General features: G+C 36.4%; 17 protein-coding genes and 2 pseudogenes. 7 read left to right on the top strand and 12 right to left on the bottom strand.

Annotated features, from left to right (window positions below; all coding sequences use genetic code 11):
- Positions 1 to 4 precede the first annotated feature (4 nt).
- Positions 5 to 529 carry a DinB family protein gene (locus AKG37_RS15670; protein WP_060699650.1) on the bottom strand — a complete coding sequence of 175 codons (525 nt, stop codon included), beginning with the start codon at positions 527 to 529 and terminating at the stop codon, positions 5 to 7.
- A gap of 407 nt (positions 530 to 936) precedes the next feature.
- Here AKG37_RS15670 and AKG37_RS15665 point away from each other — a divergent pair, with 407 nt between their 5' ends.
- Positions 937 to 1,209: a DUF2651 family protein gene (locus AKG37_RS15665; RefSeq protein WP_060699649.1), complete on the top strand. Its 273-nt coding sequence runs from the start codon at positions 937 to 939 to the stop codon at positions 1,207 to 1,209.
- Between the two features lie 17 nt (positions 1,210 to 1,226).
- Here the strand turns inward: AKG37_RS15665 and AKG37_RS15660 are convergent, their stop codons facing one another.
- From AKG37_RS15660 to AKG37_RS15645, 4 genes and pseudogenes are all read right to left on the bottom strand, one after another.
- Entirely contained in the window at positions 1,227 to 2,057 is an 831-nt protein-coding gene (locus tag AKG37_RS15660) for an SMI1/KNR4 family protein (protein WP_060699648.1), read from the bottom strand.
- 311 nt (positions 2,058 to 2,368) lie between these two features.
- On the bottom strand, positions 2,369 to 2,668 hold the full coding sequence (locus tag AKG37_RS15655; RefSeq protein WP_060699647.1) for a contact-dependent growth inhibition system immunity protein: 300 nt from the start codon (positions 2,666 to 2,668) through the stop codon (positions 2,369 to 2,371).
- A 128-nt stretch (positions 2,669 to 2,796) separates the two neighbouring features.
- Positions 2,797 to 3,456 (bottom strand): type A chloramphenicol O-acetyltransferase, encoded by a 660-nt coding sequence (gene catA, locus AKG37_RS15650; protein ID WP_060699646.1) that lies wholly within the window; start codon positions 3,454 to 3,456, stop codon positions 2,797 to 2,799.
- A gap of 103 nt (positions 3,457 to 3,559) precedes the next feature.
- Positions 3,560 to 4,255: pseudogene (locus AKG37_RS15645) on the bottom strand (sialate O-acetylesterase).
- Positions 4,256 to 4,422: 167 nt separating this feature from the next.
- On the opposite strand from AKG37_RS15645, the gene AKG37_RS15640 reads away from it, so the two are divergent.
- A complete protein-coding gene (locus AKG37_RS15640) occupies positions 4,423 to 4,842 on the top strand; it encodes a hypothetical protein (protein ID WP_060699645.1) in 420 nt (139 codons plus the stop codon).
- A gap of 445 nt (positions 4,843 to 5,287) precedes the next feature.
- Here the strand turns inward: AKG37_RS15640 and AKG37_RS15635 are convergent, their stop codons facing one another.
- Complete coding sequence (locus AKG37_RS15635) at positions 5,288 to 6,202, bottom strand: LysR family transcriptional regulator (protein WP_060699644.1); 915 nt, start codon at positions 6,200 to 6,202, stop codon at positions 5,288 to 5,290.
- Between the two features lie 298 nt (positions 6,203 to 6,500).
- Here AKG37_RS15635 and AKG37_RS15630 point away from each other — a divergent pair, with 298 nt between their 5' ends.
- Both AKG37_RS15630 and AKG37_RS15625 read left to right on the top strand, forming a co-directional pair.
- Positions 6,501 to 7,298 carry a dihydrodipicolinate synthase family protein gene (locus AKG37_RS15630; protein ID WP_060699643.1) on the top strand — a complete coding sequence of 266 codons (798 nt, stop codon included), beginning with the start codon at positions 6,501 to 6,503 and terminating at the stop codon, positions 7,296 to 7,298.
- Between the two features lie 86 nt (positions 7,299 to 7,384).
- Positions 7,385 to 8,608 (top strand): CynX/NimT family MFS transporter, encoded by a 1,224-nt coding sequence (locus AKG37_RS15625; protein WP_060699642.1) that lies wholly within the window; start codon positions 7,385 to 7,387, stop codon positions 8,606 to 8,608.
- A gap of 200 nt (positions 8,609 to 8,808) precedes the next feature.
- Here AKG37_RS15625 and AKG37_RS15620 read toward each other — a convergent pair whose 3' ends face one another.
- Both AKG37_RS15620 and AKG37_RS15615 read right to left on the bottom strand, forming a co-directional pair.
- Positions 8,809 to 9,744: a DMT family transporter gene (locus AKG37_RS15620; RefSeq protein ID WP_060699641.1), complete on the bottom strand. Its 936-nt coding sequence runs from the start codon at positions 9,742 to 9,744 to the stop codon at positions 8,809 to 8,811.
- A 67-nt stretch (positions 9,745 to 9,811) separates the two neighbouring features.
- Entirely contained in the window at positions 9,812 to 10,555 is a 744-nt protein-coding gene (locus AKG37_RS15615) for an SDR family NAD(P)-dependent oxidoreductase (protein ID WP_060699640.1), read from the bottom strand.
- A 168-nt stretch (positions 10,556 to 10,723) separates the two neighbouring features.
- On the opposite strand from AKG37_RS15615, the gene AKG37_RS15610 reads away from it, so the two are divergent.
- Entirely contained in the window at positions 10,724 to 11,455 is a 732-nt protein-coding gene (locus AKG37_RS15610) for a 2OG-Fe dioxygenase family protein (RefSeq protein WP_060699639.1), read from the top strand.
- Positions 11,456 to 11,487: 32 nt separating this feature from the next.
- Here AKG37_RS15610 and AKG37_RS15605 read toward each other — a convergent pair whose 3' ends face one another.
- Together AKG37_RS15605 and AKG37_RS15600 are read right to left on the bottom strand one after the other, a co-directional pair.
- A complete protein-coding gene (locus tag AKG37_RS15605; protein WP_039177876.1) occupies positions 11,488 to 11,934 on the bottom strand; it encodes a universal stress protein in 447 nt (148 codons plus the stop codon).
- Positions 11,935 to 12,036: 102 nt separating this feature from the next.
- A pseudogene (locus AKG37_RS15600) lies at positions 12,037 to 12,266 on the bottom strand (family 1 glycosylhydrolase); the annotation flags it as partial.
- A 631-nt stretch (positions 12,267 to 12,897) separates the two neighbouring features.
- Between AKG37_RS15600 and AKG37_RS15595 the strand changes: the two are divergent.
- Together AKG37_RS15595 and AKG37_RS15590 are read left to right on the top strand one after the other, a co-directional pair.
- The gene (locus tag AKG37_RS15595) at positions 12,898 to 13,344 is read left to right on the top strand and encodes a MarR family winged helix-turn-helix transcriptional regulator (RefSeq protein WP_060699637.1); all 447 of its coding nucleotides are present in this window, start codon (positions 12,898 to 12,900) and stop codon (positions 13,342 to 13,344) included.
- Positions 13,345 to 13,376: 32 nt separating this feature from the next.
- Positions 13,377 to 14,321, top strand: coding sequence for an acetyl-CoA carboxylase carboxyltransferase subunit alpha (locus AKG37_RS15590; protein ID WP_060699636.1), 945 nt, complete (start codon positions 13,377 to 13,379; stop codon positions 14,319 to 14,321).
- A 206-nt stretch (positions 14,322 to 14,527) separates the two neighbouring features.
- Here the strand turns inward: AKG37_RS15590 and AKG37_RS18875 are convergent, their stop codons facing one another.
- Together AKG37_RS18875 and AKG37_RS15585 are read right to left on the bottom strand one after the other, a co-directional pair.
- On the bottom strand, positions 14,528 to 14,668 hold the full coding sequence (locus AKG37_RS18875) for a hypothetical protein (RefSeq protein ID WP_273700899.1): 141 nt from the start codon (positions 14,666 to 14,668) through the stop codon (positions 14,528 to 14,530).
- A gap of 150 nt (positions 14,669 to 14,818) precedes the next feature.
- Complete coding sequence (locus AKG37_RS15585) at positions 14,819 to 15,238, bottom strand: MarR family winged helix-turn-helix transcriptional regulator (protein ID WP_034325091.1); 420 nt, start codon at positions 15,236 to 15,238, stop codon at positions 14,819 to 14,821.
- Between the last annotated feature and the right edge of the window lie 105 nt (positions 15,239 to 15,343).

The following is a 15,343-nucleotide window of genomic DNA, read 5'->3' as shown; positions in this document are numbered from 1 at the left end:
ACATTTATTTTCTATTCAAAATCCCTAAATAAGCGCTCCACGGGCCCACATCGGTTCGATATCGTTCCGCCATGACCCGAACAATCTGGGATATATGTGTGAAATCATGGACCACCCACGCAGAGAGTAATTCACGAACTTGCACTACCCCAAACTCCGGGTGGAGTCCCTTTTTCTCTACATCAAGGCCTGAATGTGTCATGCGCTGTATGTATGCCACATTCTCCTTTCTCACATGCTCAAACTCAGCTAGTGCTTGATCTATCTGTCTTTCAGATTGATTCAAATGAGAATAGCGGTCAAACGCAGGAAATGGGGTATTCTCTCCATCAGCAAGAATCACATTTAATCGAGGAATCCAGTTGAATTTCTCTGCTTCAATCAAATGTTCAATGACTTCCACTGGATTCCACGTCCCCTCCCCTTCACGGCTGTGAAGCCAATCCTTCGATAAACCCGACAAAAGACTTTCTAACGTGTGAGGAGTTCGACTCAACATATCCAACGCTTCATTTAAATTGAAATTCATATGGTTGCTCCTTTATCAGTTTTTCTTTATTTTAATGGATTTTGGATAGATTGTAACTTATGATAAAAAAATTCAAAACCGCTTATAATCAACCTTCTATATAAAAAAGAACTTTTCTATAATGCTCGAAATGCTTTCCGTAAGATTGGCTAATTGCATTACTTACAGACTGACTACAAGTACGATGATCACTGTAGCTAGGTAAGGAGAGTTCAAGATCATTAGATAATAAGTTTATCAACATATTCCATATTAATACATAATTGTCATCAATAATGTTATGATATAATCATTAATTTTTTTGACTTATGCAATTAAACTCAAAAACCACCGACATATAGGACAAGTCAGCATGAGTTTATTAGAGATATATTGAATGATTTAAGTAATCTAAAGGGAGAATTGATATGACTCATTTAGAATTCGCATTTGGCTTGCTTCCAATAAGTATTATCGTCGTTTCATTTATCGTCACATTGTTTGTACAAAAAGTTTATTTCATGCCAGTTTTGAGCTTTATGATATTGCTCATCCTGACATTTACACTTTTTAATGCCTCCTTTATAGGCTGGGCCTTTGTTTATGCTTTATTCTCATTCATTACTTCATTTATTGCATTATTCATCATCAACACTTTACATAAAAAGAAATCACAAACTAAAATCAAAAAGCCCTTTTAAGGGCTTTTCTTCTTTTACTACGGCTTTTTCACTGGATGAATGTCCTCTCCCAAAAGGACGGTAAGAGACTCTCCGCTATTCTCTAGAAACTCAGCAATTTCTTGCAGCTCTTTATTGATACGGTCATTCCTTGGCATATCTGGATTTAACAAAAGGATGGAGTGAATGGCAGCGGCTGTTTCATACAAAACATGTTGATCTTTTATCTGTTGAATGCATTGTTTCATACGAAAGAAAAACCATGCGATCTCTTCAATGTCTTCCATCGGATAATGTGCCATTTTAAAGAGATTCTGCTGACGAAGGTCTTGTCTCTCAAAAATTTGTTCAAGCTCATCTTTACTGATATACAAATCCGAGCATTCCTCATCAATCTCTACTACCTCGACCATCACATCTTCAGCTGTATATAACTGCTCAATAAATTCATCGAAACTATCTGCCAGCTTAAAATCTACTTCCAGCTCTAAATCGAAATAGTGAATAGGAGGATGTTCTTTCGTTTGTCGATAATCCATTGCGATCCATGTATCTTCTTCTCCGCTGATGAAAATAAGTCCCTGAGGCAGCTCCAATTCATCACTTAACTGAGGACTACTCATAATTCCATCCCCTTTGGCGATGCCTCTTAGATGGTCAAACTGAACATGATCATCTGCCCATGAATTCGGCTTTTCGGTTGGAAACGCATTACGAACTGTAAAACCACCGTTCCATTCTAAAATGAGCTGTTTGTATGTATCAGGTAAAGTGACACCAAGTGTTCCCTCTACTTCAAGAATTTTTTCCTCATCTATCTTTTGTAACGTGAAAGGACTCTCTTCTTCTTTCTCCCAGAATGGTTTCAACGTGGATGCCTCCTATTTCTAATGAGACCAGTATATCATTTACCATTTTAAAACCTCAAATTACAATCCCATTCAATTCCTTCCTTCAATAAGGAATTTATCAGTAGATATAAAAAAGTGCCAGCCAAGTACAAGGCACTTAAAGTACTCAATGCCAGCATCCGCAGGTTATTCCTTCTGAACAAAATATTTACGTTCGTTTTGTTTATCATACGATGATCCACATAGAAACAAGATCATCTTTTTCTCGGTTTGATGAACAATAGACACAAAAAACCTTGAAAGGCAATAGCCAATCAAGGTTCATTTTATTACTTCATTTTCACTGCTTCTTTCATTTCTTCTATTATTTTATTAAACCACTGTAAAGGGCTTAATGAGATCGCAGGAAAGTAGATTTCTGCATTATTTTCGATAAAACTTTCTTTTTCTTGTATTGTTAAAGGACTATTCAAAAAATCCTGACAATCCTTTATAGTAGACAGCAGACATTCCTTGCTAGCTTCATGAATAAACTCATTTATCGCTTCTTCTGGTGAATCGATATCCTGATGAAATGTGCCACCTAAAAAATCTTCTAACTCTTCTAAATAACTGTCACTCTCATTCATTTAATCATCCTTCTTTCTATTTAACAGGGTATCCTGTTAAAATAAAACCGCCATTCTCATCTTTTTTCAATATAATTTTCGCATTTGTAACATTCTCGACTACTTCTGAATTTCTCGAAACACTTCTGTTAAGTATACAATGAATCGCTTAACCACTCTTCACAATGTTCTATAAGCCATCTCAAATATTCCACATATTGACCGGTATGATAGCCGTCACAAACAGCATGATGTACTTGAATGGCGACGGGCAAGGTGATTTTTCCTTCTTCCACCTTGAATTTGCCTAACGTAAATATCGGCAGTAAATAAGTTTCATCTGTAGATAAATGAAGATGGAAAGAAGTGAAATCAATCCAAGGCAGGCTTGAAATATTGAACATATTTTCTGGCATATTAGGTTTAGGAAATAGTTTGTTATTTTCGCTATAAGTTTCAATATCCGTCATACAACTTTTATAAAACCGAGCAAAATTTTCGTCATAAGGCGTCCAAATACTTGAAAATGTCTTTGTTTCTTTATTTAGAATCGTATAACTAGGATGGAGAAGATCCCAGTGACCAAGTTCATCGTTCACTAAATCCATCCGAAACTCCGGTATTTTTTGCACAGCCCTTGCTAACAAATAAATTTGCACAGGATATACTTTTAGCTTTTTTTCTTTTAATATTGCATGCAATGTTGTGATGTCTAAATCGATAACCAGGCTATATGAGCACCGGGCTAACGTCATATAATGGTGAAAGTGCTCTTTTCTCGGATAATTTTCGTCTATTTGTTTAAACATTTTATCTCCTCCTGAATGTGATTTCATGTATTCAGGAGGAGACTTTATCTGTTTTCACCACCACAATCATCCTTTCAAGATATATGTTATGTTTCGTCTATCACTACTGCATGGCCTTCAGCAACTCTTCGTAAGTCATCCTCCCAAGCGTGAACTGTTCTAGTGCTATATATGTTTTCTCTGCTGAGGTATTCATTCTATTATGACATTCATTCACTAACTCTTTTTCATTTGTTAACGGCTCATGTACATGTTCTTTATTTCGAAATGCTTCATAATATCTTATGCCAAATATTCTCTGGGACATCGCATTGATGTGAATTCCGTCTGGGTTAGATGCAAGGCCCTTGGCAGTAACATAATAACGATTTTCATGATGATGTGCATATTTTTGTAGTTTCTCATTTATCAGTTGATATTTCATACATCCTGCGCCAAATGCTGTCTTTCCCAAGAAATCGCCCAAACCTCCTATCACAAGCGGTATGTTAGGTACAGATAATTCAGTTCTTAGTTCATCAAAAAATCTTTGTATTTCCCATCTTGGCTGTCACTTTCTCCTTGATGCCATAATATCCCGACCAATTCGCTATTTTCCTTTGCAAATTTAGCTTCACTTATAGCATGACGAAATCATGCTCCATCCAGCTACCGGCCTATCAAAATGAATAGGCTCAGTCATCATTTGCCATCTACCATTTCGCAGCATCATGATTCTTTCATTATAAATCGGAGGCACTCCATGTTTAAAGCCGCGCCCCGCCATATTTGATTGTCCAATTAGTAATAATGACTTCATTTCTTTCTCCTCCTCACTAAATATTTTATCAATTGTGTATTCACCAGAATGTTATCATTTTACCTTTCCTTTGTTTTTTCATATTTGTCTATTTTTGTCGAAAGGATAGTAAAAAGGCATTACTTATTGTAAGATCCTTATGCATCTATCAATCAGGAGGCTCTACTATGAAGAAATATTTTGTATTATTTTTTACATGTTTACTATTGTTAACAGCTTGTAGCAGTGCAGCATCTACTAAAAAACAGCTCACCGCAGACAACATCATTGAAGCTTTCAAAAGTGCTGGGCTTGAAGCAGAAAAACCAACTGATCTTAAACAAAAAGAGTTTGGAAATATAAGAGAAGAAGGAAAAAGGATTCTCATTCCTTCTTTAGGCGAAAATGCTGGTGGAAGGATTTTTAAATTTGGAAATGAAGCTGACCTTAACCAGGCCAAATCTTATTATGATGAATTAGGAAATGCTGGATCTATGTTCTTCTCTCACACATATTCAAAAGGGAACTTCCTGTTACAAATGAACGGAGAAATGAAGGATTCTGAGTTTGAAAAATATAAGAAAGTGATGGATGAGGAAATAAAATAATTTCTTATTTCTTTTCTACAAAGAAGTAAACAATGCCATACTGGCTACTGACAGTTTGCATTATATGAGTGTTTCTCTAATCTTCAAGAGAAAAATTGCACCTTTGCAGTTTGGATTTTCAGCTATTTTCATGCTCTTAAGTATTATCTATTGCTAATAAGGTTTTCTTATAGATATAGGAATAACTAGAAATCGGCACAATCAGTTGCAACAGCAGTGACTTTAATTATAACTAGCACCTTGAGTCATTGAATTAGTGAATAACATACGGGGCAACTTCTGCATAGAAGTTGCTCTATTTCAGGTGATGATTTTATATATAATTCCTAATCATCAATCTTGGTCATCGTTTTTTCTGGCAAATATCAGCTCGTCCTCATATAAAAATAGACCCTTAAGAGCTGTTTTTTTCTCTAAGAGTCTTTTTTACTTCCCCAAAAATTCATTACTTCTTTCTCGACTCATAAACATAGTTCAAACCAAAAGCAATCTCTTTTAATATATCAATGAAAATATGAATGGCTGCTCCTAGATGTTTGTCCTTCCTATAAACGATTCCTACACTTCTAATAAGATGAGCGTTCTTTATAGGAATAATCTTTAATTGAGGTTCGCTTAGATATTCAAGATAAGGGGTCGGTAAGACCGTTATCCCTATGCCATCTACCACCATATTAATTAATGACTGCATAGTTGTTACTTCAAAAATAGGATCCGGTACAAAACCGATATCCTTACAATTTTTGTTTATAAATTGTCTGATGAAAAATTGCTCAGGAAACAAAATTGAAGCGGTTTCCTTTAATACTTCTAGCCCCAACATTTCGTTTTGTGCTAGGGGGTGTTTAACAGGTACTGCAAAAGCCATATCTTCAGTGTATAGAGAGATTGTTTCAAATTCATCCCCTTTCATTGGTAAAAAGACAATCCCTAAGTCCACTTTATTTTCTATTAAGTGTTTTTGAATATCCCCAGTACGCAGACCTAGTACAGAAATTTTAACAGCTGGGTATTGCTGATGAAATTTAAATAATGCTGGTGGAATAAGATAATTCTCTACTGTTAGTAATGTCCCAATTGAGATTGATCCTCTTTGAAGTCCATTCAATTCATTGATCGATATTTTCGCCTGTTCAATTTCGTGAAAAATATTACGAGTATATTTTAACAGAAGCTTTCCAGATTCAGTAAGAGTCGTTTTCTTACCAATACGATCAAACAAAGGTGTTCCTATTTCATGCTCTAAAAGTTTGATTTGCTGACTTAAAGATGGTTGAGATATTCCAACCTTTTCTGCAGCTTTTGTAAAATGCAGTTCTTGACACATTGCATAAAAATACTCCAATTGTCTTAATTCCATTCTTTCGACTCCCAATGATAATTTTTATAAGAACAAACCTGACGATTTTTAAATATTGTCATCTAATATACATCATTATACAAATTATACCATAGTTAGAAACTATAGTTATTATATAAATAATTGAATTGTTCTATTAAAAAAAGTGTCCTAGACTATTACATGAAGGCCAGACTTAAATGCAAAATTCTTATACAAAGAAATCCTTCAGATCGTGTAAAGGAGGTCAGTAGATATAACAAGAACAAGTAACATTTTTTATAAGTTATAGAAATTTTATTGTAGGAGGTTAAATCAAGTGAAGAATTTAAATGTAGCAATTCCAACCCCGTTTCACGAAGATGAAAGTCTATACTTGGATGGATTTAAACCAATTGTTGAATATTTAGCTGAAAATGGTATTGACTCACTACTCGTATCTGCAACTACAGGTGAACAAAACTCAATGAGTATTGAAGAAAGGATACACATTATTGATTTTTTTAATCAGCAAGATTTTAAAAATGTTGAACTAATGTTTGGTGTATCAGCTACAACGACAAAAAATGCAATAACATTAATTGAACGTCTCGAGGATTCAGTTTTCGACTCCATTCTAATTCAATTTCCTCCTTATATTCAACCAACTCAGGAACAAGCAATGTCTTACATTAATGAATTATTAGAGCAAACCTCAAAAAACATTGTTCTTTATAACAATCCTTCTCGCACAGGGTTTGAATTGAGTGCTGACTCATTTCAGACTCTTATTAATCAAAAACACGCTACATTGGTTGGTATGAAAGAAGAGAGTGATGTTAGACGCCATAAAAATACAACTTTACCAGATGACTTTATCATGTTCGCTGGAGGAGATGTAAATATCACTGAAAAAATATTAAACGGATGTAATGGGCTTTCTAGTATGGTAGGAAATGTTTATCCAAAAGAGATTCAAAAATTTTTTACTGACTTAGTTGCAAAAAAGCCTGTGAACCTTCAAAAAATAAATAAATTAATCGATAAAGTTACACGTGGACACGCAGTTGTAAATATTAAAAATCATTACAATGCTTTAGGAATAAAAGTAGGTAGTTGTCGTTCTCCAATTCGATAGTTATTATTTCTTGCAAGCAGGTTCAAATCATTTAATCCTGCTTGTCCCAATTAACCATAAGAGATTTGGAGGGGGCCTTAGCTGCCATGAGAATTCCACAAATAGAGCAAGAGCAAAGATCAAGTATGCAGACAAAAAAGAGGATACTGACTGTTGTTGGTGTTATTCTAATTGCAGCAAATCTTAGGGCTCCAATTACAGCAGTTGGTCCAGTATTATCTTCCATTCGTGATAATCTTGAGATCTCTAACACATTAGCTGGTACAATTCCTACAGCCGTTTTATTCACATTCGCATTGTTTTCTCCTTTTGCCCCTAAGATCACTCGTCATTTCAGCATTGAATCAACACTGTTTATGGCAATAACATTATTATTAGTTGGAATTGGAATACGCTCTGTTGGTAGAGTGGACACGTTATTTTTAGGTACCATCATAATAGGTTCATCTATCGCGGTTTGTAATGTTTTATTACCTAGCTTCATTAAACATCAATTTGCAAAAAAATTAGGTTTGATGACTGGCGTATATGCAGTTTCTATGAATTTATTTGGAGCTATTGGTTCAGGGGTTAGCGTCCCTATTTCTTCATCATTAGGTTTCGAGTGGTCAGGCTCCCTGAGTTGTTGGGGATTCTTAACTCTTCTTACCATGATATTTTGGATACCACAATTAAAGAACAACCCAGAATCTGTGGATTTTTTTCAAAAAGAAAATAAGAAAAATTCTATCAGCCTTTGGCGTTCAAAGATGGCGTGGAATGTTACGTTGTTTATGGGGACTCAGTCCTTCATATTTTTCACAGTAATTTCATGGCTTCCTGAAATTCTTGAAACTAAAGGGCTAAATACTAATGAAGGTGGATGGATGCTTTCATTAATGCAACTTTCAATGCTTCCTGCTACATTTATTGTACCTATTTTAGCTGGACATTTTAGCAAGCAACAGATATTAGTATTGATTTCTTTTCTCTTGCTTGTTGTTGGTTTATTGGGAATTTTATTTGGAGTGTCTTTCTTTATACCTCTGTGGATTATAATGATTGGGATTGGCATTGGAATGGCCTTTAGCTTAGCCATGATGTTTTTTAGTTTACGCACCAAAAATATACAAGAAGCAGCAGAATTATCTGGTATGGCACAATCTTTAGGCTATCTATTAGCAGCTATAGGTCCTATTTTATTCGGTTGGTTACATGACGTTACTTATCATTGGACTGTGCCTCTGTTAATGCTAATCTTCATTTCAGTCATTATTTTAATTACTGGTGTGAATTCTGGTAAGAACGTATATGTTACTTCTGCTAAATAAATGGTAACATTCATTAAAATCCTTTATGATACTTGCATCAAATCCTTAACAAGTGATTCAATGATTCACCGCGCAATTTGAAATAACTGTATTATTGATTTAACATGTTATCGTCATTAAAATATGATTACAATATGTTTTCTGGAATGTTTATTTTAAGAATCAAAAAAAGGCCGCTTAGGCCTTTTTACATTTTTTTATTAGTGAATTTGCTCAATATCCTTATCCTCAGCAACCATATCCCCCTTTCCCCGCCTCCTGACAAGCGTCAAAGTCATACCTGCAAAGATCATTACGATGCCCAGTGTTTGATAGAGGTCTGGGCGGAAGCCTGTGAAGACGGTATCCAGCACGATCGCGACAGCCGGGTCTAGGAAGACAATGATTGAAATAAACTTCGTTGATAAAAATCGCAAACTATCAAAAAACAGCAAATACACAATACCTGTATGGATGATACCAGTAGATACCACCATGATCCAGTTTCCTTGAGACAGGTTGGTAAAAGCGTCGAAGTGAATAAACGGAATCAGGATAATAACCCCTAAACCAGTTTGCAGGAAGGTGGTCGTGTAAGGGCTGAGGTTTTGAATTCCTTTTCCCACTAAAGTTGTTAACGCATAAAACAGTGCAGCGAGAACTGCCCAAATGATGCCAGATCCCATCAGCTGTGTCAATGAAGTGCTGCCGTTAATCCCGGAAATCAGCACAGTTCCCAGAAAACAGATGATAATGGAACTGACGGAAATGACATTTAATCTCTCTCTGTAGATGATGCTACCTAGAAGAAGAACAAGCACCGGTGCAAGGTGATAAACCGAGATGGCGATCGTGACAGACGTTTCTTCAAAAGACTTAAATAAGAAGACCCAGTTGAATACGAGAAAGAAACCGCACGCCAATGTTTGCAGCACATCTCTCTTGCTCCACTTTTCGGTTTTATACTGTCCGGATGCCAGCCAGCAAAAGCTTAAAAATACCGTCGCGCAAAGGCAGCGGACAAAGACCAATTCAAATGACTGCAAATTAGTATGCTCTGAGAAAAAGCCGATGGAACCGAAAATCACCATGGAGATGACCATTTTCAGCACGGCTGTTGATTTTTGTTTTGGTGTGATTGAGAGATCTTGCTGCATCAAGCGTATTCTACCTCCAATTATGTATAGGGAAAAGCACCCCAGCTGTAAGGTGCTTTTCTCTTTATTATAGTTTCTTGCCGGCTGTCCAGCCGCCGTCTATGACAAAGTTTGAGCCTGTAATAAATTGTGCCTCATCCGAAGCTAAATACTTCATACAGGAAACGATATCATCCGGCTGCCCCCACGTATGAAGGGCGTGGTTATCTTTGATCAGCTGAACCATTTCATCGTTTTGAAAATACTCTTCCGTTAATTCTGTTCGGATCACGCCAGGTGAAATGCTATTCACCCTGATGCCCGTTGACCCGAATTCCATAGCGAGCTGCTTCGTCAGTCCGATGAGCGCATGCTTGGAAGACACATAGGCTGCCCGCGCAGGCTCTGCCATCAGCCCGGACACAGAGGCGATATTGATCATACAGCCTCGTTTCCCCAGCTTAGACCACAGCCTTGCCGTATCTCTAGAAAGAATAAAAACTGCCGTGAGATTAATGTCTATGACCTTTTTGAATGATTCTGCTGATAATTCAAGGACAGGGGTGATTTCCCTTATTCCTGCTGCATTGATTAAGATGTCCGGAATCAATTGGCGTTGTTCAAGCTGTGGCAACAACGATTCAGCCTGCTGAACATCAGACAAGTCAGCCTCAACCATATGAAAGTCATCATTTACTATAAATTCTGACATTTTATTTGTTTGAATATCCACTCCAACGACCCGAAAGCCGTCAGCTAGAAATTGCTTTACCGCCGCGAAGCCGATCCCGCTATTTGCCCCAGTGATCATTAAATTCTTTTTGTTCATCATTTTATATTCTGCCTTTTTTCATTTTGGTAATTTTCAATAATCTGAATACTACAGTTTGACAATATATTACAAATAATTTAGCATTGTCTTTACATCCTCTATTTTCCATGTTTGCTATTATACAGGAAATCACCAGAAAAATCATCTACTTTTTAAGGGGCGATCTATATGGTTCAAGTTTCAAAAACACAAAAAAATTCAACATCCGATATTGCTAACTATGCTTCTTATTTAAAGGAAAACGGTTATTCTTATATTCCAGCAGAGTTCTACCAGAAAAAAACTACAGACGACGAAGTGCGCGAATTACAGCTTACATATGATGCTTTGAAAGCTGATCCTAAAGGAGGAGGCCGTTACAGAGCGCATTCCCGCTATATTCTGGCTCCTGACTCTGACACCCTTGAATTAGACCCGGATAATGGATATTTCCAATCAAAAGAATATAATTATGATGATGGCGGTATTGTCAGGAAATTCGATAAAATATCAGATGAGTTTCTACAGCATCCTGTAACGCAGCAAATGATACATTCAAATGTAGAAATGGCCCGCCAAACCAATTTTGTAGATTGGGGGAAAGAAGTGATCGTCGGGCTCCACCAAGTCAGATATCAAGTGACACCTGACGCGCCTTCATACAGCTCACCCATTTGGCTGCATCGTGACGACGAACCGCTTGTCTTCGTCCATCTATTTCAGCTGAGCGAGGATGCGATCGGCGGGGATAACTTAATTGCTCCGTCTGTGAAGCAAATTGATAAAGTGCTGCGGCTGACAGACCCGCTTGAAACACTTGCTCTCGGGCAAAAGGTCTTTCATGCGGTAACACCGGTCGGCACTGCCAATGCAGATGGGGCACATCGAGATATCTTATTAGTTACCTTTTCTAACAGATAAAAAAAGCGCCCGAGGGCGCTTTTTTTACAAATCTATCGAACAATCAAAACCGGGCAAGGTGATAATTGCGACACTTTATGGCTGACACTTCCAAGCATCATTTCTTTCAGGCCGCTGATGCCCCGGCTTCCGACTACGATCAAGCTGATGCCTTTCTCTTTTGCATGATTTAATATCTCATGTGCCGGCTCACCATTCGCATAAATGATTTCAGCTTGAACACCATTCTCGGCTGCTTTTTCTTTTGCGTTCTCAAGGATTTTCAGGCCTTCTTTTTTAACCTGGTCCCTAATTTCATCAATAAAATGTTTGGGCACATAGACAATTCCCGTCAGAGAAGAAGTCGCGACGACGGCTTCTCTCCCCACATGAAGGATGCTTAGTTCGGCCTGCTGTTCTTTAGCCAAATGCACTGCGGCATCAAACGCTTTTTCACTCATGTCTGATCCATCAATCGCAACTAACATTTTGTTAAACATGCTCTTCCCGCCTTTCGGAATGTGGCTGGTTCATCTTTCTCTTTTATTGTCCGCCTGCTTCCGGTTATTGTCAATTGAAGTGCGTCAGTTTTCAAAAAGTTGTCAGAGACTCTCTCCGTTTGTGGCGATGACTAGCTGATATCAGTTGAAGCTTTTTTCTTGATGCGCTTTAACGTTCCGTTTCCTTCATTGTCCCGATCTACATAAATGAAGCCGTAGCGTTTTTTCATTTCCTCAGTGGATACGCTGACAAGGTCAATTGGTCCCCATGATATGTAGCCGATTAAGTCAACGCCGTCCGCAATGATGCCGTCCTTTTCAACTTTGTCTACAAACTGACCCTTGATACGCAAGGGTTTTAACGATAATTCCGACTGGGCTCGAACCAGCGACCTCTACCCTGTCAAGGTGAATGACTTCATCCGAAGCAAACAGACCTTCCCTGAACAAGACTGATTTAAATAAGGTTCTATGATAAGCCTTTCCGATAAAAAATGTGCATTTCTGAAGAAAACTGAAAGGGTTCGTCCCCTTTTTAAAATGTTGAGTTTGGATCAATCATCGTTGTGTTTCGATCTGCTTCAAAACTGTACATTCCTGCAGCTGAAATCACTGTAAGAGCGATCATCGTAAAATCCTTCTTAAAAATCATACAAACAATCCTCTCTCTAAATTTTGAGTTGTGTTTCTAATATCTTTTAATAAGCAGCTGTAGCTTCTTCAAATCGACCTTTTGAGATACTTTCATTTTCTTAGCTTGATTGCGATGAGCGGTACCCCATAAAGGTCCCTGATACATAATTGATGTTCTGCCATTTGTAGAAAACAATCCACTTAAACCATTTTAACAAGAAGACATATCTCGTCCATGTTGTCATTGGCTTATGTTGAGCTTGTGAAAAAATCATATTGATGTATAATACAATTGATGTATGATGCATGAATTGTAGGAGGGTGACCTTTTTGAAAAGAGAAGATGCCTTAAAACTAAGAACAGATATTAAGAAAATGATTATATTAACTGGGGTTTTCGAATCTCAAAATTTGCCGAATGGACCATTTGAAAAACCTCTACCAACTTCTCAAATGATGGCGTTAGAGGAACTAGAGATGGAAAAATTAACTGTTTGGCAACTATCCAATAAACTTAGATTAGAGACTTCAACTGTAAGTAGATTGGTAGATAAGTTAGTAAAGAAGGGGCTTGTTTATCGAGAAGTAAATGAAAAAAATAGAAGAGAACTTTTTCTGCACCTCACAGAAAATGGTCACATTACTGTTAATCGCTTAAGAGAACAATCCATTACATTTTATCAACGTATCCTCAATAATTTATCAGAATCAGAACAAAAAATAGTTGTGGATGGTTTTGAATTATTTATTGATTCTATTTCTAAGTCTTTTGATTAGAGTGAGGTAAATCATAACATTTGGAGGATAAAATGAGTTTGGATTTTGAACGTCCTATTATTGAACTAAAAGAGAAATTTAATGAATTAAAGAAAATGATGAAAGAAAATAATGTAGATTTATCGTCAGAAATTCATTTATTAGAAAAACGTTTAAATAAAATGCAAGATGAAGTTTATTCTAATCTTACAGCTTTTCAACGAGTTCAAATTGCAAGGCTACGTAACCGGCCCACGACATTGGATTATATACCTTTATTGTTTACAAACTTTTTCGAACTTCATGGTGATCGATTATATGGTGATGATAAAGCAATGATAGGTGGTATTGCAAAATTTAAAGGAATGCCAGTTACGGTTATTGGTCATCAAAGAGGTAGAAGTACAAAGGAAAATATAGAAAGAAATTTTGGAATGGCTCATCCAGAAGGATATAGAAAAGCGCTAAGACTTATGAAACAAGCTGATAAATTTAATCGCCCTATTATTACATTTATTGATACAATAGGCGCCTATCCAGGGAAAGGGTCTGAAGAACGTGGAATTTCTGAAGCGATAGCTCGAAATCTATTGGAAATGGCAACACTTAAAGTGCCAATTATTTGTATTGTAATTGGAGAGGCATCAAGTGGTGGCGCTCTTGGCATTAGTGTCGGTAACCATATCCATATGTTAGAGTATTCATGGTACTCGGTAATTTCGCCAGAAGGAGCAGCATCTATCCTCTGGAAGGACGCTAAGTATGCTCCAGAAGCTGCTGAACATATGAAAATTTCAGCAAAAGATTTAAAACATTTAGGAATTATTGATGAAATCATTCCTGAAATGAAAGGTGGAGCACAAAATGATATAAAATCACAGGCAAAAATGATTGAATCTGTAATCGAATCATCTCTAAAAAAATTGATACTATTATCCTCGGAAGAGCTTATACAACAGCGATATGAAAAGTATAGACAAATAGAGAATTATAAATGAAAATATTTAAAGTCCGTATTACATTTAGGAGGATTTTTACAAAAATTTCTAAATATTTTGTAAGTAATCTCTTAAACTGGATATGCTGATACTATTAAAAAATGTGTGATCGGTATGAAAAAGGATTTTCTTCCATCAATACTTTTTCTGAAGGTCCTCAAATCGTCCTCATAAAAAAACAGACCCTGGGTCTGTTTTCATTTTACCTATATGTTTTGAGATTCCCCATCTCTCAGTCGCCGAGCCATATCTAAAGCAAAATAAGTCAAAATGCCATCGCATCCGGCGCGTTTGAACGCCATTAATGATTCTTCAATTACAACATTTGAAGAAAGAATTTTGTCCATTCCTTCCCTAATTTCCATAAAAAACTTAATATTATATTTATTATCACATCCAAGGGTTTACAAAGCACCAAAAAGAAACTGAAAAAAGCTCCTGTAAAGAAGCCGTGTGATAGTGATTGATTTAATATGAAACTTGTTTATAAAAGTACATCATTGAAAATTATTTATAATTGTACTTAATGCTTTCTTTAGTACAACCTTATCATCATTTGACAAGTTTTGAAGCGCTGTCTTGTTCAACTCAATTGTTGCTGCTTCAACTTGATCTCTAATGACTAAAGATTTTTGAGTAGCCTCTACTAAAATATTTCTTCGATTGTTTGGATCTATTGTGCGTTCAATTAAGTCAGCTTTTTGCATTTTATCTAAAATTCCAGAAACTGTTGAGGCTTCTAAATAGACGAGTTCTCCAATTTGTTTAGGAGATAGCTGCCCCTCTCTCCACAGACAGTTCAACACACCATATTGAGCGGGTGTCAAATCACATTCCTCTAAAAGCTTACTAAAGTACTTGAACACTTTATTTTGACTAACACTTAGTAAAAAATTTATGCACTCTGATAATTCCATTTTATCTCCCCCACATTGACTTTACCTATAATATCATGGTAGTTTTTTAATTGAAATACTTTTGCACCAGAAATATTTTATTGCAATATATTTTTAGAGAGGAAG

This window comes from Bacillus australimaris (assembly GCF_001307105.1).
GTDB lineage: Bacteria > Bacillota > Bacilli > Bacillales > Bacillaceae > Bacillus > Bacillus australimaris.
This window is presented reverse-complemented; position numbering and strand designations above follow the sequence as displayed.